Raw genomic sequence first — 21,392 nt, 5'->3', positions numbered from 1 at the left:
CTTAAAAGTTAACTTGTACACCAAATGAATAAATCTTGTTTTGTGGATACTGTACCAGATCACCATTTCCATAGCGTTCAGGGTCCAAGCCCTTAAATTTGGTCGCAGTAAGGAGGTTATCACCCGAAAAATAAACCCGTAGGCGTTCAATTTTATATTTTTTCAACAGCCCATCAGGTAAAGTGTATCCGAACACAAGATTTTTCAATCTGAAGTATGAAGCATCCTGTATAAAATAGCTGGAAGCACGGCTGAATTTCTCCGGAGCACTCCAACCCCAATAAATACGGGGCATCGTTGTCGAAGGGTTTTCAGGTGTCCAACGGTCTAACCAATCTTTTGTCGGCGGGCTACCCTGTACAAATGGCGTTACGCCCCAGCCCGAAACATAGGATTTGACGCCATATACTCCTTGTAATAGAGCCGAAAAGTCAAAAGCCTTAAAACTTGCACTTAGATTAAAGCTATAGTTCAGTTTTGGATCTACACCAGAAATAATTGTTCTGTCGTTCGCATCGATTTTTCCGTCCCCATTGACATCCCGATACTTAAGATCTCCCGGCAGTGTATTATCATTAAACTGCTTAGGCGACCCCGTTACTTCGGCATCGGATTGAAATATGCCAATGACTTCGTAGGTATAAAAGCTGTCCATCGCATAGCCATTTTTTTTGATCGTATAGCCGCCGATTTCAGGCTCGCCAAATTTGACCAGCTTGTTTTTGAAACGATCGAGGTTTGCACCTAGCTGATAGCGTAACCCTTCCAATGCTCCCGTAGTAATCTGATTACGATAGGTAATTCCCAATTCAACACCTTTATTCTCGACAATTCCATCATTTACATAAGGTGCTCCCAAACCAACGATTGCAGTAATCTGTGACTGTCTTAGAATATCGGTCGTTCTCTTCTTATACCAGTCAAAGGTGATATCTAAATTTTTAAACAGACTCAGGTCCAATCCCACATCGGTCATCGTTGTTGTTTCCCATTTGATAATCGGGTTGTTTAATCCCTGTTGAGCAACACCTGAATTTAGCGTACTATTGTCAAAAGAATAATTTCCGGTAAGTCCCAATACGGGTTGATACGGATAGTTGCCGGTATTCTGATTTCCGAGTTGGCCCCAGGATCCACGGATCTTCAAATTATCCAACCAACCGGAAGCGAATTCCTTGACAAAAGACTCTTCCGATACACGCCAGCCTGCAGAGAAAGAAGGAAACGCTGCCCAACGGTTTTTACCGTAAAACTTGGAACTACCATCGTAGCGCATATTGGCTTCCAAGAGGTATTTCCCTTGATAATCATAGTTCAATCGGCCGAAATAAGAGATCAGCGCCCATTGGTTGGCGGTTCCGTTTGCCCGTTGAATATCCGATCCCCCCGCATTTAATTCCGTTAGCGTATCGTCGACAAAATTCTGTCTGAAGCCCTGAAGGTAGGTATACTTACTTTTTTCAATGCTATATCCGGCCTGAGCTTTGAGGTGGTGTGCCCCAAACGCGCGATCATAGTTCAGGTAAGTAAATAAATTGGTGTATATTGTTTGCTGATCCTGATCCGTAAGGCCCTTTCCAAGATCCAGTGTTGTTCCGAGCGTGCCCGTATGGTAGTAATATTCATCCAACGTTGATTTATAATCCTTGTACTTGTCCATATTGAAATTATAGGCCCCTTTGGTATACCAGGAAAGACCTTTAAACAGCTGTACCTCCATCCAGGCTTGTAAATTGGCTGCATAGTCATCGGTATTGTACGTGAATTTCCGATCCAATACGGCCATAGGATTTTTATTGTTGTACTCCCAGTCGTAAGCTTTGTACGTGTACCGTCCGCTACCATCCGGCAAAAATGGGCCATAGGTTGGTGCCTGCGACATGGCCGATAGGAACAGGTCTTTGGATCCGCCTGGAATAGATTCGGTATGTCCTGTTTTGAGCAAGATATTTGTTCCGAATTTAATACCTTCCGAGATTTTGGTCGTCAGATTGAGACGGGCGGAATAACGGTCGTAGTTAAAACCTTTGATCATTCCATCCTGATTGACGTAGCCCAAGCCAACATTAAAGGTTGTCTTCTCGTTTCCGCCCTGGATACCGAGATTATGGGTATAAGTGGGTTTCGTTTGGAAAATAAGCCCCAGCCAGTCCGTATTTGGATATTTTACAGGATCGTTGCTATTGCGATAGGCAGCGATCACATCGGCGGGATATAGACCATCGTTGAGATTGGAATTCTTACGTGCTTCGTTGTATAATTCCATATACTGCGCCGAATTGGTGATCAGATCAAACATTTTCGTGGGCTTATAGATACCCACATTTCCGTCATACTGAACGGTTGTTTTTCCCGATTTCCCTTGTTTTGTCGTAATCAGAATAACGCCATTGGCTGCACGCGAGCCGTAGATTGCTGCGGAGGCTGCATCTTTCAGCACACTGACATTTTCAATATCATTGGGATTGACGTCGGAGAATTTTCCCTGTACACCATCAATCAGCACCAGGGGATCCGATCCGGCACCGCTAAAGGTGCCCTTACCACGAATGCGGATGGATACACCTTCATTGCCCGGTTCTCCCGACCCTTGATTGATTTGTACGCCCGGGATTGCCCCCTGCAGCATGGAAGCTGTATTGACAACGGGTCGTTTGATCATATCTTTGCCACTCACTGTAGCCACGGCACCGGTTAGGTTTACTTTCTTTTGCGTACCGTAACCGACCACAACAACCTCTTCCAAACTCGACGAAGCGTCGTTCAGCTGCACATTCACGGTTCCCTCATTTGCAGCAATAGCCATTTCCCTGGTTTCAAATCCCAGTGAAGAGAACGTCAGTACGGCAGTTCCACCTGTCAGGCTGAGCTCGAATTGCCCCTGCTGATCCGTTTGTGTTTCCTGCGTTGTATTTTTGACCCGTACTGTCACGCCGGGTAGCGGGCGCCCTGTATTGTCCAGCACTTTTCCTTTTATTGTACGCTGTTGACCTATCCTATCAAGGATGGTGGAAGGGGCTTTTTCTGTTGGTGCAAAACGACGGTCTGTCGTCCTTAGTGATGCTGCTGAGCCCGTATAGGGTACAGCTATCGAAAGACAGAGTGCCATTATACTGGCCTCAGGACCGAAGGACAGGCCCTTGATCAAAGGCCATTGTCTTGTCTTTTCTGTTTTCATATTTACTTTTTTTGTTTATAAGGTGCTTTATCTTGAAATTTTTGACACAAAGCATCCCCTATCATGCAAAAAATTGCATGATCCAATTCGGTTGAGGACGCTATGTTTAGTTATTTTTCTTTTGTACGATAGGCGATCCAGTTATGATCTATACATACGTTAAGTTGTTGTGATTTGGGTGAATAAATCTGATAGTTCAGTATCTTACCATCTTTCCATTCCATATCTAGTGTGTGATTTCCCTTGATGCGCATGCCCCTCACCCGGCCTTCTTTTTTCCAGGCCTGAGGAACCGCCGGTAGAAGATACACCGTATCCTGATGAGACTGCACCAGCATCTCGGCAATGCCAGCTGCTCCACCAAAATTACCATCGATCTGAAATGGGGGGCCTGCTGTTAGCAAATTGGCGTAAACACCACCGCCGGCGCCATAATTGATATGTGTATCGACACGTGGGGTCATGAGTTGCCGAAATAATTTATAAGCCCGTTCGCCTTCATGCAATCTGGTCCAAAAGAGTAGTTTATGAGCAATAGCCCAACTCGGTCCATCATCCCCCCGCACATCTAAGCTTTTTTTAGCGGCAAGCTGCCAATCTGGATGTTCATCATAACGAATCAGATAGCCCGGATACAAACCGTACAGATGCGAGATATGCCGATGCTGCGGATCCACCTCTTCATAATCTTCGATCCATTCCATGATGCGGCCATCTTTGGCGAGCTGCACAGCTGGTGCTAAGCGTTTCAGTTGTGCCGCAACCTGCGTTAAAAAAGGATCCGATTGTTTGCCCAATAATCCCGCTGCATGGATGATATTTTCAAATAATTCGCGTACGATCTGATTATCTATCGTTGGTCCCATCGTGACATTTGCCTGCTGCCCATTCGGGAGCTTGAAGGAATTTTCGGGAGATACAGAGGGGGACGTCAACAGCCAACCCTTGGTTGGATGTTCGGTCAGAGCACTGGAGTAAAACTGTGCTGCCCCATAGAGAATCGGGTATATCCGCCGTAGATAGTCCATATCTTCGGTATAAAGGTAATGTTCCCAAAGGTTATTGCAGAGCCAGCCCGAGCCCGCATTGGCAATGCCCCAGGAAGCAGACTCTCCGGGTTCGGTATAGCCCCATACATTGGTGATCACATGGGCTACCCAGCCCGGTGCGTTATAATACGCTTTCGCGGTTTTTGCCCCCGGAGCCATAAGGCCTTCCACAAGTCCCACCAAGGGCTCATTGAGCTCGCCCAAATTGGCCGCACCGAGGTGCCAATGGTTCATCTGCACATTGATATCGAGGTGGTAGTCCCCATTCCAGGGCGTCTGAATCTGATTTGCCCATAAGCCCTGTAAGTTTGGTGGTAGCAAGCCTAAGCGCGTACTGCTGATACTAAGGTAGCGACCATACTGATAGAATAGTGCTGCTAATCCTGGATCCTGATCCGGTTCTTTACCAAAGGCCACCAAACGCTCATCGGTCGGTAAGTCATCTTTCGACTGCCCTAATCGGAGCGACAAACGGTTGAACTTTGCCAAGTAGTTTCGTAGATGTTCGGCATACTGCTGGCTATAGGATTTTTTCAACGCCTTTGTTAGCGTTTCAGCTGTCGCACGCTCAAAATCCTTACCTTTAAAATCAGTATCTGTTGCCACGTAAATTAGCACTTCGTCAGCCTGTTGAATAACAATAGATTGTCCTTTTACCAGCTGTTTCCCTCCTTTTATCTGCGCGCGGACACGTGTTTTAAACTGCATTCCTTTACCGTCCACACCATTGTCCAATTGTCCGAATAAAATAAGCTCGCCATTCTCGGTCTTGGCAGTAGCCCTTTCGGGGCGGTCAATCTTGATTTCCAGGCTAATCTGTCCTTTTTTGCTGCTCTGTAAACGAATAACGCCCAGGTCATCAGCAAAGCTTGTCCAATATTCGCGGCTATACCTGACGCCTTTGAGCTCATAGCTTGTTTTTGCCATCGCCTTATCGAGATCCAATTCCCGGCGATAGTTCTGCACTGCGTTGAGATCCGTTTGTCCGTCAAAGGCAAGCATCAGATTGCCGAGCACTTGATAACAGCCCCATTGCTTACCGCCCGATCCGGGGCCCTTGCAGATAAAATGCTGGTCTATCAGACGCTGAGCAAGGTCGTTTTTTCCGCTTTTGATCAGATTTCGAATACTATCCAAATACCTGCTGGCCTCATAATTATTGGCATCCTGAGGGCTTCCCGACCATAGGGTGATATCATTGAGCACAATATGGTCATTCTTCAATCCACCATCGGGCATCATACCAATTTTTCCATTACCCAGTGGTAAGGTCTCCTCCCATTGTTTTGCCGGCTGCCGATACCAAAGTTTGCCCCCCTGCACTTGCCCAAATAAGTTGCCCGAAAAAAAGAAAACCACAAGCGTGCAAAGTAACTGACCTTTCCGAAGATTTATTTTTGATGATCTATTCATGTGGTTTTAGTTTTTTGTCCAGTCATCAGTTCGGAAGGGAGATCCGGGTATTCCGGCTTCGTTGTATAAAGTCAGGTCCGGGTTATCGGCCCAGCCGTAGCGCACTGCGACGGGCGATGGTACTTCTTTGGCAGATACGATCAGCTTATTTCCGACCTGTTTGACTTCTGCAGGATAAAAAACCTGATCGGCACCAGCAATTGTGAAACTACCGTTGCGGTTATCCGCTCCCTTCAGCACAAGCTTTTTGCCCATGGGGTTAAAGCTAAGTTCCATTTCCGCGGCTTTTGTCGTCCAATGCTGAAGGACAGGACCCGAATAAGGGATCTTCTTGCCATAGAGCTGCGCTGTTGCGATCCAGCCAAGTCTTCTACCGACATCCTGCTTATTTTTCGGATGAATATCCTGTGCATCGCCGATATCCGTTATAACAGCCATACCTGTATAAGGCAATTTGAGTGTTTGGCGCTGGGCTTCCCGTAATCTCGCCCAGGAAGAAGGCTGCGGTGTTACACTTTTCGCTTTAAAGTTGGCCAGTTGAACAAAATAAAAAGGCATCTTTTCATTGTTCCACTGCTGGCGCCAGTCCTGAATCAGTGCGGGCAGCAGTTGCTGATAAGGAGCGTCTTTTGAATCTGCGTTACTTTCACCCTGGTACCAAATGGCGCCTTTTATTTTAAAATCCACAAAAGGTTTAACCATGGCATTGTAGAGCACAGTCGGTCTGTTGGGCCCCTCCATCGCATTAGGTTTTGCCGGCAGCTTCGCCAGATCATAACCTACTTTGCATTTCCAGTCTCCAACGAGAGATAGCTGTTCACCATTTGGCCCTTCCAGTCGAGGTTGTTCTGTTCCGCCATATATTCCACCATCGCCGGCTCCATCAAATACGCGAACAGCGATATGCAATAGGCTTGAATTGTTGGCCGCTGCAGGAACAGTATACTTCCGAATCTGGTCGTAACCGACAGTTTCACCCACTTTTGTACCATTGACATAAGTGATGTCATTGTCATCAATCGCTCCCAAAATCAACTTGAGGGGTTTACCTTGCCAATGTGCCGGTAGTTCAACGTCTTTGCCAAAATAAACGACACCATCCATTCCCGGAAACAGGTTCTTGTCAAAAAAGCTCGGAATAGTAATCGTCGACCAGCTGCTTTTATCCAATTGTGGGGCAAACCACTCGCCCTGCGTTGCTGTCTTCACCTGATCCTGCTGCTCGGCGACGCGATTCCATTCGGCCAGATCTTTCGCATAGATTTCCTGTGCATCCGGACGTTGAATTTTTTCAATGGCCGCCGTATAGGTTGAAAAAGGTGAAAGTGCCTCCCTGCTCATCCAGGCTTCAATAATTGTTCCGCCCCAGGAGGAATGGATCAGGCCAATGGGAATGCCTGTTTTCTCGTAGATCTCGCGTGCAAAAAAATAGGCTGTCGCCGAAAACTCCGGAATACTTTGTGGCGTCACTGGATTCCATCCACCGGACTCCACCTTCACTGCGGTGGTAGGTTGATTGGCGGTTGCTTTTGGAATCTGCAAAATACGAATATTGGGAAAGTTGGCTGCTTTGATTTCCTGCTCAAAGTTATTGATCTTACCCCAGCCCGCCAGGGGCATTTCCATATTTGACTGTCCTGAACAAAACCAGACTTCACCGATCAGAATATTTTTTAGGATCAATTGATCACCATCGTTGATGGTAATTTGGTAGGGTCCACCGTATTTCGGTGTCTCCAGATAGACTTGCCAGCCTCCCTGCTGATCGACCTCAACCTGATAGTTCTTGTTGTTCCAGCTGGTGTTTACGCTAAGTTCCTTGCCGACTGCGGTACTGGTTCCCCAGATCTTGACCTTTTCTTTCTGCTGCAGCACCATATTGTCGCCAATAAAAGCCGGCAGCTGTACTTTGGCCTGTAGGGCAGAAAATCCACTGGCAACGCTGAGTAGCAGGGCCAACAAAGTCCGTTTATACTGTTTAGGTTTTATCATGATTTTTGAGTTTTTTGCTCAATTGGGTTTATACATTTGGCGCATCCGAAGTCCCGGCTGTTAGCGTCGAAGCTTCAGATGTACCACCGTTATTTTTTAAAGTGCCGATATTTTTAGTAAAACACTGGGACGGTTGCTATTCAGGTCTGGATTTACGCCAACTTTCATCAGGTAGTCGCCCGAACAGGTTTGTCCCTGACCTAAGCTCGACTTGGTTCCCGGATACAGGTTGATCTCCTCCACCCGGTATTGCTTTTGGGCATCCAGTCCTTTTAAACGGACAGGATCGGTTGTGCCGATACCATAGCGGTTATTGACCAGGTAGTTGAAGATGACAGCCTCGGTTTTTTGGCTATTCACGTAGCTGAGGGCGGCAAAGTCACCTTCACGTGGATCGGCCAGACGATACTGCTCCCCATGCCAGATTGTTCCTTTAAGCGCGTCGTAATTCTTTACCGCCTGCTGGCAGAATAACAGATCCTGTTCTTTCAGATGGCTCACCACAATATCAAAACCCAGTTTGCCCATCATCGCTACATCCGTACGGAATTTTAGGGACTGTTTTCCCCAGTCTGTCACATGGTTTGAGGTGCTGATTGCCGGGAAAAAGTACGAATACTCGTACTGCATAAAAATACGCTCCAGAGGGTCTGTATTGTCCGAAGGCCAAAATTCGGTAAAGTACCGAAGTGCCGCATAGTCCACACGACCACCACCGCCCGAACATAACATCATCGGCACTTTCGGATACTTCGAACGAATGCGCTCCAGCACCTTATAAAGGCCTTCCACATAAGAAACATAGAAAGCACCCTGATCTTTTAGAAATGCGGAATGCGCATTGTAAATGACCGCATTACAATCCCATTTGATATAGGCCAATGCCGGATTTTTGGTAAACAGGTCGTCCAGAATCTGGAAAACAAAATCCTGCACCTTGGGATTTGTCAGATCCAGGATCAACTGATTACGGAAGTAATGTTCTTCACGTTGCGGCTGTTTGACAACCCAATCCGGATGTTGCTCGTAGAGTTCGGATTTGGGGCTAACCATTTCGGGTTCTACCCAGATACCGAATTTAACGCCCTGCTTGGTCGCTTCTTCGACAAGTGTTGCGATACCATTGGGCAGTTTTGTCCGGTTCGGTTGCCAATCTCCTAGACTGGAATGATCGCTGTTACGCGGATATTTATTTCCAAACCAGCCGTCATCCAATAAAAATAGATCTACGCCTAGTTTTTTGGTATCCTGGAGCAAACCTTTTAATTTTTGTTCATTAAAATCAAAGTAGGTCGCCTCCCAATTGTTGAGTAAAGTCAGGCGTTCGCCATTTCCATCCAGCAGCTGATATTTACGGGCCCAATTGTGCAGATTTCGGGAGGCGGTGCCTTTTCCCTTTGTCGACAAGGTATAGATCAATTTGGGTGTTGTAAATTCCTGGTTGCTGGCTAATTTTACATTGGAAGCATAGTTATTTATTCCGGCAATGATACGTAGGTTATTGAGGTAATCCACTTCAAAATCCACCTTAAAATTCCCACTATACCCAAGGCTTGCCATCAGCACTGTCCCTTCATCTTCGGATGCTGCCTTGCCCAGTGACACCATAAAGGAAGGTGGCTGGAATAAATTCGCCCGTGTTCCGAGCTTACTGTCCAGCACTTTAATGCCATGTGTTAACGGAGCCTCGTCCACCTGCATTTCTTTTGCCCAGTCGCCATGGTACTGCCGTAGCCAATACGCGTTGGAGCGCAGGGTCAGATTGGCCGAAGCAAATTTTTCCAGCGTGACGGCTTTCTTTTCCTTATTCTGGATCGTTGCCCACTGCTCAATGATATCTTCATTCAAAAACGATTTGTAGTGTAAAACGACATAAATATCGTATACCGGATCTTTTAGGGTGATATCAAGCTGTTTGACATTGGTATCCAGGTTTTTCACCGCATGCTTTTCATAGCGCAGGTCCAGGGAACGGTTACCATCGGCATGAACAACACTGATGGCTGGTTCCAGTAGGTTTTTCGAACCTGAGGGGGTATACGCCGCATTGGAGAGGCCACTATAATCGGTCAATTGTTTATAACCGCTTGCAATGGTCGAGTACTCTTTAGAATCACTCAATTTTTCACCGTAATAGAGCATTTTCAGTGTTTTCGTGGAATCGTACTCCAACACTAAGGCATTCGATCTGGTTTCAATAGGAATCTGTTTGGACTGCGCCTGTGCCTCCAGATGGACAAGCCCCTGGGTCATCAAAAGCCCGAGTACAACATGTTTAAAATGATGGGTTGGCATATATAAATAGATTTAGGATTTGTTAACGAACTTGACTATTTTGTTTGCTTTCAATTGAATCTTATAAAGGTATTTACCATTGATTTCCTGCTGTGGGCTTAGACCTGCCAATTGGGAAGGGCTCAATACCTGAATCGTTTGATCTTGCGGCGATGAAACAATAAGCTGCCTAATGCTGCTGTTGTTCCATTCCATCTTGTCGATATGTACATTGCCCCGGGCTTTGAGCCCTTTGACCGTTCCGGCCGACCAGCGATCAGGCAGTGCAGGAAGTAATTCCAGCACATCCGTCTGCGACTGCAGCAACATTTCACTCACCGCAGCCACATAACCCAGGTTGCCATCAATCTGAAAAGGTGGATGTGCGCAGAGCAAGTTGGCGTAAACGCCACCGCCATTGTTGTAATCAATACCATCGCCGCCAACGAGGTTAATGAAATTAGTTAGGATTTTATAGGCGTGATTCCCATCCTGCAAGCGGGCCCAAAAAGCCACCTTCCAGGCCATGGACCAACCGGTGGATTCGTCGCCTCGCGCGGTCAGCGTAACTCGTGCAGCTTTGGCCAGTTCCGGTGTTTTTAAAACAGAGAATTGGTTACCGGGGTACAGACCAAACAGATGCGAAACATGGCGGTGCTTGTCCTGTGGATCATCACGATCCGTTTCCCACTCCTGCAACTGTCCCCATTTACCGATTTTGGGTTTGAGCAGCGCATCGCGAAGTGCCATGATATGTTTACGGTAATCGGCGTCCATATTTAAAACTGTGCTCGCCTGGATGTAGTTGTTAAAGAGATCGTAAATAATCTGGTGGTCATAGCTCACGGCATCCTCTGTGGGTCCATGTTCCGGCGACCAGCCCTTTGGCGCCACCACAGTTCCGTCCGGTCTTCGAACTAGACGATCATCCCAAAACTCACTTATTTCTTTCAAAATCGGATACGCAAATTCGCGTAGGTATTTCTCGTCCTTGTTAAAGGCATAATGCTCCCACAGCGCCTGCGCATACCAGGCACTTCCAGGGGTATTCCAAAGAAAGCTCTCCCCACCGAAGATATTATTTTCGGTCTTTACGGTCCAGCCCCTTACGCCCGGAAATTCCTTTTGTGTATTTATTTTTTTCACCTCACGCATGCTATTGATATAATCGAGGTAAGGCCAGGCCGATTCACCCAGATTAGCGACTTCCGCAGGCCAATAGTTCATCTGCACATTGATATTGGAATGGTAATCTGAGCGCCATGGTGGATTGTTACTGTTGTTCCAAAGCCCTTGCAGATTTGCAGGCAAACCACCTTTCCGTGAGGAACTGATCAGCAGGTAACGTCCATATTGGTATACCAATGCTTCCAAAGCCGGGATCGGTTGTTTTTTATACGCCTCCAACAGCGCTTTTGTTGTTTGCTTGGCGTCCAGCTGGCTATGGTCGAGATCAAGCTCCACGCGGTTGAACAGCGCTGTATAATCTGCAACGTGCCGTGCCAGGAGTTTATTTACGCCATATTTTTCCGCTTGCTGCAGATAACGTTCATTGACCTTCATCGGTTCTTCGGCCGACTTCCATTTGGTCGCCCGTGTATTGGCGTAGTCTGTTGCGGCACTCAGCAGCAGAACAATTCGATCGGCAGATTTTACGTTAAGGACAGCCTGTCCTTTTTCATCTGTCGTTTTGGAAAGTGAACCGCCTACGACCTGCACGCGTACCTGTGCGGCATACCGCATGCCATTATCGAGCGTTCCCTGAAACCACAGGTGACCATCTTCTGCCTGTACCGCCTGCCCATGTGCATCCTGAAGTGCGATCTGGGCATTGAGTTTCCCTTTTTTACTGTTCGCATACTCAAATACCATGACCTGATCGGGCTGACTCGCAAAATACCGTCGGTTGATTTGCTGTCCATCCTGCTGATAGGCTATTTCATGCAGACCTTTATCCAAATTCAATTTCCGGCTATAAGCGGTAAAGGATTTATTAATATCGGAGTCAAAACGAACAAAAAGATCACCAAAAGCCTGATAGGCACCTGTTTCCTGTTCATCACCTGTCCAGAGGCTATTTTCATTAAATTGAATATGTTCCTGATTTACGCCCGCGAAGATCATCGCGCCAATTCGTCCATTTCCGATAGGGTATGCTTCGGTCATCCAATCTTTGGCAGGTCGATCATCCCAGAGATAATACCGTTGGGCCTGGGAAGTGCCAAAACAAATGATCAGGAGTGTTAAGAGAACGTATTTCATTTTTGTGTGCATCAACATAGCGGTTTATACAATTTTATTGGGCAATGCCCAAGGGTGAAAAAACAAGGTATATGACAATCATCAGGACAATCAAAATTGCGCCCACACCATAGCGGCCTTTCCAATAAGCTTCTTTATCCTGGCCCGAAAACTCAAATTGATACTCCGATAGATAGTTTGGCTGGCTCAGTCTACTTCCCCCCCAGATGACCAGCGCCACAGCGATAAACAACAGCGCGAACAGGTGCAGATAGTGTAGCTCTGTTTTCCAGACAAACACCAGAAAAAAATAACTGAACATGTATAAAAACAATCCAATCTGTGCCATGCGAGGTGTCACACGGCGGGATAAAATCCCTAAGATCATAATGGTGAAAATGGGCATATTAAATAAGCCCGATACGGTCTGCAAATAGGTATAAAATCCATCATGGGCAAAAAGGATAAAAGGGGCAATAAACATCGCCGAAATTGAAATAATCAATTCAAACAATTTCCCTTTTCGCACCAATTCCTTTTCACTGTATGGTCTCTTTTTATAAGCCAGATAGGGTTTGTAAATATTAAAAATAAATAAACTGCCACAGCTCTGCAGCCCTGCGGTATATGTTGTCATCGCAGCGCCAAAGACCAAGGCCAAGGAAAAACCGATCAGGATATCGGGAAAAATTAAAACGATAAGTTTCGGAAAAACAGAAGCCGTAGGCTGTACATGCGGCAACAGATGCACAGCCAAAAGCCCCGGCAGATTGATCAGCAAGGGCATAAGGAGCTTACCACCCGCAGCCAAAGTCATCCCTTTTTGGGCCTCCTTTAAATTCTTAGCACTCAGGGCCTGCTGTGCAATATAGGGTTCCATCCCCCAGTAATAGAAATTGATCAGCAGCATTCCGGTAAATAAGGTCGAAAATGGGACCGCATCATGCTTTCCGCCAACAGCATTGAGGTGCTCTTTTTTTTCATGCAGTAACTGCGCTAGACCCGACCAGATATCGCCACCTCCAAGGTGCCAGAGCGCAAAGACAGGAATAAGCACAGCAAGTAAAAACAGACATAAGCCTAAGCTTAAATCCGATAAGGAAATCAGCTTGAGACCACCCAAAATACTATATAAACTACCTATCACGCCTAAAGCCCATACCAGCAACCAGATGCTCTGCCAGTAGGTAATATGCAATAACGCCGGGACATCAAACATGGTCGCAAGGCTCAATGCTCCACCATACAATACAGGAGGCAGCAAATTGACAATATATCCAATCAAGATGAGGATAGAAACCAGCATTTTTGTTTTGGTGTCAAATCGCAGCGCCAAGAAATCCGGAACCGTCCGAAAGCCATGCTTAAAATAAATAGGTAGCAGAAACTCCGATACCAAAAGCATGGCAACAACGGAACTAATGCCCCAGCCGATAACTGAAAGATTATTGATATAAACCGATTCGTTTTCACCTATAAACTGGTTGGCGCTCAAGTTTGTCAACAGCAAGGCTGAACCAACCATCCAAAAGCTATTGCTCTTTCCAGCAAGAAAGAAGCCGTTGAGCGTCGTGGAATAGGTGGTCTTAAATTTCCATAAGGACCATAGCGCAACCAAACCGGTAAAAAGACAAAAACTAAAAATTATCATCGTAAAACTTTCTTTTTTATACAGAGCCGCGATCTGCCAATGTTGTCGGTACCACTTCCCGGATCAATGTTCTTTCGAGCACAAACTTGGCTGCTTCCGATCCGATACGTGCAAAACTTGTCGAAAAGGTGGTAATACCACCGCTGATAATCTCTTTGATGACATCATCATTATGCGATAAAATCCCCAGATCCTCGCCCAAGGTCCAGCCCTTTTGCAGCACCTCTTTTAACATCTGATAGAGTTCCGGATTGTGAATGGTAAAATACAGTTTCCCTTTTTTTAGATCCCCTACATGGTACTGCTTTTCGATACGTCCTTTTATCTTATAGTCTTTCAGAAAGCGTAAGAACGCATTTTTGATTTCATTGGGTTCGGCTGTATTTTCCCGAAAATAGAAGATCACTTCTTTATACTTTTTGATCTTTGGTTGTAGTTGCTGGAATACAGCATAGGTGGCTGCTTCAAATTCCTGAGAAACATAAGAATATTCCGCGCCCAAATCCATCAGCCGGTCGATAATCAATAGTTTTGACACAGGAATATTTCGCAATAAACGCTCAGAATCGGCATTTTCAATCGGAGCGACAATATATACCGTATAGCGTCCCTGAATACGATTGAAAATATCTTCAAAGGTTTCCATATTGTTGTGATGGAAAAAAAGATCGACCGTAACTTCCTCCGGAAGATTGGCCCGCAATTCGGATACCAAGGTATCCTGAAAAGTATCGTAAGCATATAACAAGACGGCAACTTTCTGTTTCAACTGCGTATTATTACTGACTACAAAATATCCTTTTCTATTTTTGGATTCCACCACGCCATGAGCAATTAGGTCGCGGTAAGCTTTGGCAAAGGTTTCGCGTGCATAGCCTAGGTATTGGATCAAGTTATTGACAGAAGGCAAACTGGCGTGCACCTCCAGTTCATTGGCATCAATGGCATCCAACACGCCCTGTACGATACATTCATGTTTCGAAAGCCCATTTAAAGCTTCCAATCGTTTGATCCGATCGATCAACGCCTTAAACTGTTCTTCTTTGGTTATCTTCATATAATATTATTAACTAAAGAGCAATCTTAAGCAATTTTGCTCCTGCTTGCTCAAAGGCAATGGGATTTTTAGCAGTAAATTCCTGCGCTGTTTTTTCAAACAGTTCCACCGCCTTATAGGTTGTATTTGGCTCCAGGCCAATCTGTTTAAAATCTATGTTTATTGCTACCGGGGCTGTATTGTAATTAAATATGGCCACATACAGCGTTGTTCCAATCTTTTTGTAATAATACGTATTTGCTGCTTTTCCTTCTACAAATCCTGCCGGACGGAAGCTTTTACCGTCGGCAATAATTTTTAGAATTTCGGGGTCCTGCAGATATTGATTCATCTTTGGCTGCCAGTTTTCTTTTTTCGATAGGTCGTCACCAAGGATAATGGTCCCCGTTACCACACCGGAAAGCAGTCTTGCCTTATTGACTTCAGGGCTTTCATCATGAAAGACCAGGTGGTCGGCATCGATAAAATCGTAAAGATAAGTTTGCCACCAGCCGTAACTAACGCTGTTTAGCGTATATTGAGTTTGATCGATCGTCTTCCAGGCGTCGCAGGCTATTCTGCGCATGTGTGCAAATTGGGCTGTCGCCAGGGAAGGCGAAATTGCGGCATAGATCAACATTTTACCCTGCAGCACGTCGACGAGATGTTTCATCCCCACAGCATAAGCCTGCATACCTGTCTGAATTTTCTTATCGTAAAAACCTGTGGATTCGATTGCCGCATGAGAGAGGAAATCGACCTTGATCATTCGGAAGCCACAGTCGACCAATTTCCCTAAGATCACATCCATACGGGCCAACGTACCTGGATGTGTCGGATCAAGAGCCCGACCACCATCTAAATTGTGGTAGCCTTTTTGGGTTTTTGTCCAAAGCTGGCCAAAGGTAAACTGGCTTCCCTCTGCCTTGCGGTCGGGGCCACTTCCATGCCCCCAGTCTGTAAAAGGGGCCCAATACACACCGGGCTTGAGGCCCAAAGAATCACAATAGCGAACAAATTGCTTCAGCTGCGTGTAGTCGCCTGACATACCTCCGGGCGTCATATTATCCCAAAAAGAGTCAAGATCTATAAAAGCTTCGCCATCTGCGTTCCGGAAATAAGGAATATCTTTTGCGAAATAGTCTGCTGTGCCTGTGGCATTCTGAAAATTAAGTTTTTCCTGTATAACACCCCAGCTGTTCCAGCCGACAGGTGTAGCTCCTTGCCACGATTTCACATAGGCCGGCGATAGCTTCCGGTGTATTTTAGCATAGTTTTCGAGCCCAGTACGCCAATCCTTGTCGTAAGACACGAGGTATTTTGGGGAGCGAATGACATCCCCCTTCACCGTCCCGTGCGCCATGGAATCCCGTGTGATAGTTACATCTGTAAATCCCGCCTGTGCTGCCAAGTGGGTATATTGCCCCTGATCTCCTTCGATCGCGATACCCGATTTCCAGACGGATTGATCCAATGAACCAATCAACAGACCTTTTCCGCTGTCCTTATCGTATACAACACCGACTTCGGCGCTGCGCTTACTATTCATTGCAAGGACATTGTTTTCATACGAAATAAACGTATCATTATCAAAAGGAACAGCCAGCTGATACAAGGATTTCCCCAGACCGGCAACTGAAGTATTTGACCAGATAGGCACAAGTTCATTACTGGCTATATTTTTACCCCTAACTTCAAGTTCAAGGATGACGCCATCTATTGTGTCGTAGAAATAAAAATGCTGCAGCAATGTGATGCCCTGTTGGGTTTTAACAGAAATGGTATACTGTATACCTTTGCCCAAATTGTCCTGAATGGGCTTTTCTGTGACGCTGCGGGTTCCTTTCAGTTTATCAGTGCTAATTTTTTGTCCATTAGCAAGTGCCAGATAGGCACTTGCTTGTTGGATATAGGCGACTTGATCTTTACTTAGTGAATATGTTCCATCTTGTTTGTTATAGGTCAACGTTAGGCCATTTTTCTTGACCTGAAAAGGCTGCGCATACACAGTCATCGAAGCAGTCAGTAAGAATAATATTCCAAAAAAATATTTCATCGATTTATTTTTGAGTTCTCTATTTTGATTCCGTTTTTTCAAAGATTTATTAAGGACATTAACTTTTATACTATTATTGTCCATTCCAGAAACTGAGCTCGCTCATGTTACTCTGATTTGTATCACCATTCGCATTATGTTTGACCCGGATTCTAATATACCTAACTGGTGGTGGATTTTTAATCAATTCAAACTTTTTAGCGGCACTTCCATCATCGGTTCTTACGGCATCCAATAACAATGTCCATCCTTTTCGTATCGCTTCATCCTTCCAGCCAGCGTCATTGGCCGGCAATGTAGTAGCTGCATTACTAATATCTGCTATTCCCCACACCTCAAATTGATCCGGATTATGACAGCAATTTCGCCCTGTCTCCTCTAAAATACTTAGATTATTATATATCTTACCCATATCGAAACTAATGGTATGCGGTAAAGGCACATTACTTTGACTATGGTATATATTCGGATATCCCTGCGGTCCTATACTACCATCCCACAAATTTCGAAGGGGACTTTCATTCAATGTACCAACATCGTTGGGTAACGAGAGCTCTTTGAACAATGATTTATCACATAAAACATTAAAATAAACCTGTGGAAAAACCGCATCAGCTGTGGCACTAAAAATATCTATAGCATTCCGCTTGGGTTTATAAGAAGATCTATACGTAATTTCCGTTCCTGGCTTATAATCGTTTAAATTCAGAATACTATCTGTTGGAGCAAGATCAACTTCTTTGATCATATTCGCGGTAGTGGTATATTTCACTTTTGTCGTCACATTTACGGTATCCGGTTTGTTAAAATTAAGTTCGACCTTTCCATTATCAAAAGTTACATAAGGAACATCAGCATTATAAGGTCTATTCAATAAACTCGCCCGATAAATAGGTCCATATATTTTGGCGTTCAGAAGTTTCGGAATGGATTTATTTCCTTTCGCATCGTATGAATAGATCGTGAATGTATATACTGCTTCCTCCAAATTGGCAATTGTTGCCGAGATACTATCCTTTTGATCGGTGACATTGACAACGACGGAATCTTTTTGATTATAAAAAATCACATACTTGACAATACTTGGATCAGAACTTTTTTTCCAGGTCAGTATTGTTCGCAAATTTCCTGGCTTTTCAAGCACCTGACCAACCAAACCGGTATAAACAATTTCATGCCCCCCGAGTAAGTCCCGGAAATCTGTCTGTTGTTTGCTACAACTTGCAAGTAATGCAAGAAAGAAACAGATTAAAGTAATTATATTATTTTTCATTGTTTGTTACATTGATAAACTTTACTATTCAGGTGTTCCATAAGGCGTTATCTCCATCAGATGCGCACCGGCCTCTCTTCCCCAAACGGTTGACACAGCTATTCGCAAATACTTAACTGGAGGAGCACCAAATGGCACTCTAAAACTTACACCTTGTTTAACAAATTCTTCGTCGGCAGCAGTCGAGTTGGCCGGTGCATTTCCGGATGGTGGATCGGGGAAAATAAAATTCCCTAAATTCACCCAATTGCCAATCACCGCCCCTTCATCTGCTCGCACAGGTAACTTGACATTATCAGGTATGGCAGCATTGCTCCCCCATAACGAAAATTCCCTAGGATTGGCATACTTATACGTATACTGTGATCCTGTTCTTTCAAACAACACAAAGCGACTCAGCTTATATGTTTTTCCTATACCAAAACTGCAGGAGTAAGGGAGAGGTTCTCCGAACTTGGTATGCCAGCCACTGCCATCGGCCCTACCGTCCCACAAATTTTGTATCTGCCAGTTAAAATCTATTGGAGTATCTGAACTCAGATTCAGTGTACTAAATTTGTTTTTGTCCATCGCCTCTTCAAACAATGGGGTCAATGAAGTCTGTAATGTATCTGAAAAATTTCCCCAGCGGTCAGCAACATATACTGCAAATTTGCGTTCAACGGCATTAAACCCAAATACAGAATGATTTATTTTAGTAGCTTTGGTAATAAACTGGTCTTCAATTTCCATCAAACCAGTGTTTTTATTGAAGCTTAACAACACGATGCTGATCTGCTTGCCCGACGGATTATCGCCCGTAACATTGACGCCAGAAAAATCCGGTGATAGCACAAGTGATGGACGGGTTTCCAGATAGGCTGGTATCTTCGGATTTACAGTAACGGTAACGGGGTCAGACATAATATTAGCTCTCGTTACTGTATACAAAGTGACTTCGTAAGGTTTTTCTTTCGCAAATCCCTCCACAACCACCGTATCCTTATAATAAGAAGACTTGGTTTCCCTAACAAGGTTATCGTTTACCTTGTATTTGGCCAACACATACAGAATATTCGGTGAATTGGGCAAATTATACGTTATATTGGCACCACCTGTAAAATTATCAACCTTAATGTTACTAACAGGTAAAGGTTTACTTGTATCTTCCGAGATAACGACATTAAAGCCGTTGTTTTTCTTACAGCCGCTTATAATAACTGCTGTCAGTATAAAGAGAGCTAAAGGAAGAGTATATTTTTTAATATTCATCATAACTAAGTTTACTGTTACCACAAAGGATTCTGAACTAGATTACTATTTACCGGAAAATTATCGGAATTAATTGGCCATAAATAGTTCTTTGCACTAAAGACCGGAACAAATAAGGTCAAAGGGCGATAATAATTAACGGATTGCTCATTATATATATTCCAACCCTGTATAGGCTTACTCATGACACTCTGCAATTCCTTCCACCGGCGCAAGTCCCATCCCGGCACGCATTCAAATGCGAGTTCGATTCTTCGTTCCTGATGGATGATCTGACGCAAGCCTGATTGTGTCGTATATTTTGAGGGATTTGTCGACAAACTAGCGGTATACGAATCTCTTATTGCTGGTATATTTGCTCTAGCCCTTACAATATCGATATAGGGTAGTACCTCACTAAAATTCTTGCCTTGTTCATTTAGGGCCTCTGCATACATCAAATAGAGATCGGAAAGTCGCATCAATGGAAAATGAAAGTTTTCATAAGTCATTTGCGTACCGTATACTGTTAGATAATTCACCAATTTTTTGGCCCAATACCCCGTAATATTTGTATGTGATTGATCTTTAGGCCCTGCATAACTTGTCGTTCCTTTTGCCTGTACATAAAATGCATTTGTCGGATTATTTAATTCGCCGTTTCCATACCATACACCACCATCGAAAGCGATCGCAGCATAAAAACGAGGCTCACGTTTGAAATGTGCAGCGACAGTTTCATAACCATTGTGTACATAATATTGATCGTTAACTGTTGCTGTTTTCAGTGCATACCTATTTCTGTAATCCCAGGTTTTGTCCTCCTCAATAGGGAGTCCATTCGCTGTATAAAATAGTTCCTGTTGCGCAATCGGAACAGAAAGTGTTCCCTGTGCGCTACCTAAATTGGCTGCTGAGGCGGCAGAAAGCCGTGGCATAAAACGTTCTTGTAAACCAAACCCAAATACAGGATTCAAACCCCATATTAATTCAGTGTTCAATTCCCACTTTTCGGTAATGGCGGTTTGCATAGTCAAAACATCCTTTAATTCTTTTGGAAGATTTGCGGGCATCGCAGCTGTAGGTGTAAACGTATGCAAGCGCAGGCCATTAGCAAGACAAGCGTTTAGTGCCTCGGAACAAGCTTGAGCAGCGCGGTCCCATTTGGTATTATCTTTTGCCTGATTAAACAGAAGTTGACCATCTTTATTACCAAAGCCAATGTAATCCGGATTTCCATTAAATAAGGGACTAGCTGCAGTTGTTAAAATCTGCGCTTTGACGGAAAGTGCTATTAGTCCTGTAATTCGCCCCAATTCCAGTTGTGGGTTTTGGATTTGAATGGGTAGATTCGGAATAGCCTCGTCAATTAACCGTACCATATAGTTTACAACCGAATCTACCGGAGCCCGCTTCACCTTAACGTCTTCGATTGAGCTATTAATTGGTAAGTTGACATCAATAATTGGAATAGGCCCGTACATTCTAAACAAGTAAAAGTGATAATAGGCTTTCAAAAACTTCGTTTCTGCAATCCATCTTTTCTTTTCCGATTCACTAAGGTCGATGGGCTTATCAATGTTCTCAAGCATAGTGTTATAACGTCTTATTGCCTTAAAAATAGCTTGCCCTCCCTCAGCACCATCCCAGTAATTCAGCCCTGGTTTCCCCGTGTTCTGCGTACCTCTCATGATATTAAATCCCACAGGATTAAGCCCCTGATTATCATTAATTTCATTTGGTGCAGGATAGATTATCTCCCCTGAAGTAGAAAAACCCGCGTCCAGCCAAGGCGTATTCATCTGCTGTAACGTTGAGTAACAGGTAAACAGATAATTTTCAGCTTCGTTACGATTTCTAAAAGCATAATCGATTGTACCGACATTGTCAGGTGTAACATTCAGGTACTTCTTACATGACACCGTCGAAATAAACAGGACAGCCATGTATAAAAATTTTGAATATGATGTCTTCATGTGTTGATTCATTATAGTAAAAG

Annotated in this window: 11 protein-coding genes; all 11 read right to left on the bottom strand. The window is 44.6% G+C overall.

Annotated features, from left to right (window positions below):
* Position 1 precedes the first annotated feature (1 nt).
* The 11 genes from B4N43_RS13935 to B4N43_RS13885 all read right to left on the bottom strand — a co-directional run bounded on the left by B4N43_RS13935 (position 2) and on the right by B4N43_RS13885 (position 21,369).
* A complete protein-coding gene (locus B4N43_RS13935) occupies positions 2–3,178 on the bottom strand; it encodes a SusC/RagA family TonB-linked outer membrane protein (protein ID WP_286735360.1) in 3,177 nt (1,058 codons plus the stop codon).
* A 110-nt stretch (positions 3,179–3,288) separates the two neighbouring features.
* Complete coding sequence (locus tag B4N43_RS13930; protein WP_286735359.1) at positions 3,289–5,640, bottom strand: glycoside hydrolase family 95 protein; 2,352 nt, start codon at positions 5,638–5,640, stop codon at positions 3,289–3,291.
* A 6-nt stretch (positions 5,641–5,646) separates the two neighbouring features.
* Positions 5,647–7,632: a sialate O-acetylesterase gene (locus tag B4N43_RS13925; protein WP_286735358.1), complete on the bottom strand. Its 1,986-nt coding sequence runs from the start codon at positions 7,630–7,632 to the stop codon at positions 5,647–5,649.
* 96 nt (positions 7,633–7,728) lie between these two features.
* A complete protein-coding gene (locus tag B4N43_RS13920) occupies positions 7,729–9,927 on the bottom strand; it encodes an alpha-galactosidase (protein WP_286735357.1) in 2,199 nt (732 codons plus the stop codon).
* 12 nt (positions 9,928–9,939) lie between these two features.
* Positions 9,940–12,168, bottom strand: coding sequence for a glycoside hydrolase family 95 protein (locus B4N43_RS13915; protein ID WP_286735356.1), 2,229 nt, complete (start codon positions 12,166–12,168; stop codon positions 9,940–9,942).
* A 34-nt stretch (positions 12,169–12,202) separates the two neighbouring features.
* The gene (locus B4N43_RS13910) at positions 12,203–13,798 is read right to left on the bottom strand and encodes a solute:sodium symporter family transporter (RefSeq protein WP_286735355.1); all 1,596 of its coding nucleotides are present in this window, start codon (positions 13,796–13,798) and stop codon (positions 12,203–12,205) included.
* A gap of 16 nt (positions 13,799–13,814) precedes the next feature.
* Positions 13,815–14,855: a GntR family transcriptional regulator gene (locus B4N43_RS13905; protein WP_286735354.1), complete on the bottom strand. Its 1,041-nt coding sequence runs from the start codon at positions 14,853–14,855 to the stop codon at positions 13,815–13,817.
* A 13-nt stretch (positions 14,856–14,868) separates the two neighbouring features.
* Entirely contained in the window at positions 14,869–16,890 is a 2,022-nt protein-coding gene (locus B4N43_RS13900) for an alpha-galactosidase (RefSeq protein WP_286735353.1), read from the bottom strand.
* A gap of 73 nt (positions 16,891–16,963) precedes the next feature.
* The gene (locus B4N43_RS13895; RefSeq protein WP_286735352.1) at positions 16,964–18,163 is read right to left on the bottom strand and encodes a DUF4998 domain-containing protein; all 1,200 of its coding nucleotides are present in this window, start codon (positions 18,161–18,163) and stop codon (positions 16,964–16,966) included.
* 24 nt (positions 18,164–18,187) lie between these two features.
* Positions 18,188–19,417 (bottom strand): DUF4959 domain-containing protein, encoded by a 1,230-nt coding sequence (locus B4N43_RS13890; protein ID WP_286735351.1) that lies wholly within the window; start codon positions 19,415–19,417, stop codon positions 18,188–18,190.
* A gap of 14 nt (positions 19,418–19,431) precedes the next feature.
* Entirely contained in the window at positions 19,432–21,369 is a 1,938-nt protein-coding gene (locus tag B4N43_RS13885) for a RagB/SusD family nutrient uptake outer membrane protein (RefSeq protein ID WP_286735350.1), read from the bottom strand.
* Positions 21,370–21,392 lie beyond the last annotated feature (23 nt).

This window comes from Sphingobacterium sp. UBA1897 (genome assembly GCF_002337775.1).
Lineage (GTDB): Bacteria > Bacteroidota > Bacteroidia > Sphingobacteriales > Sphingobacteriaceae > Sphingobacterium > Sphingobacterium siyangense.
This window is presented reverse-complemented; position numbering and strand designations above follow the sequence as displayed.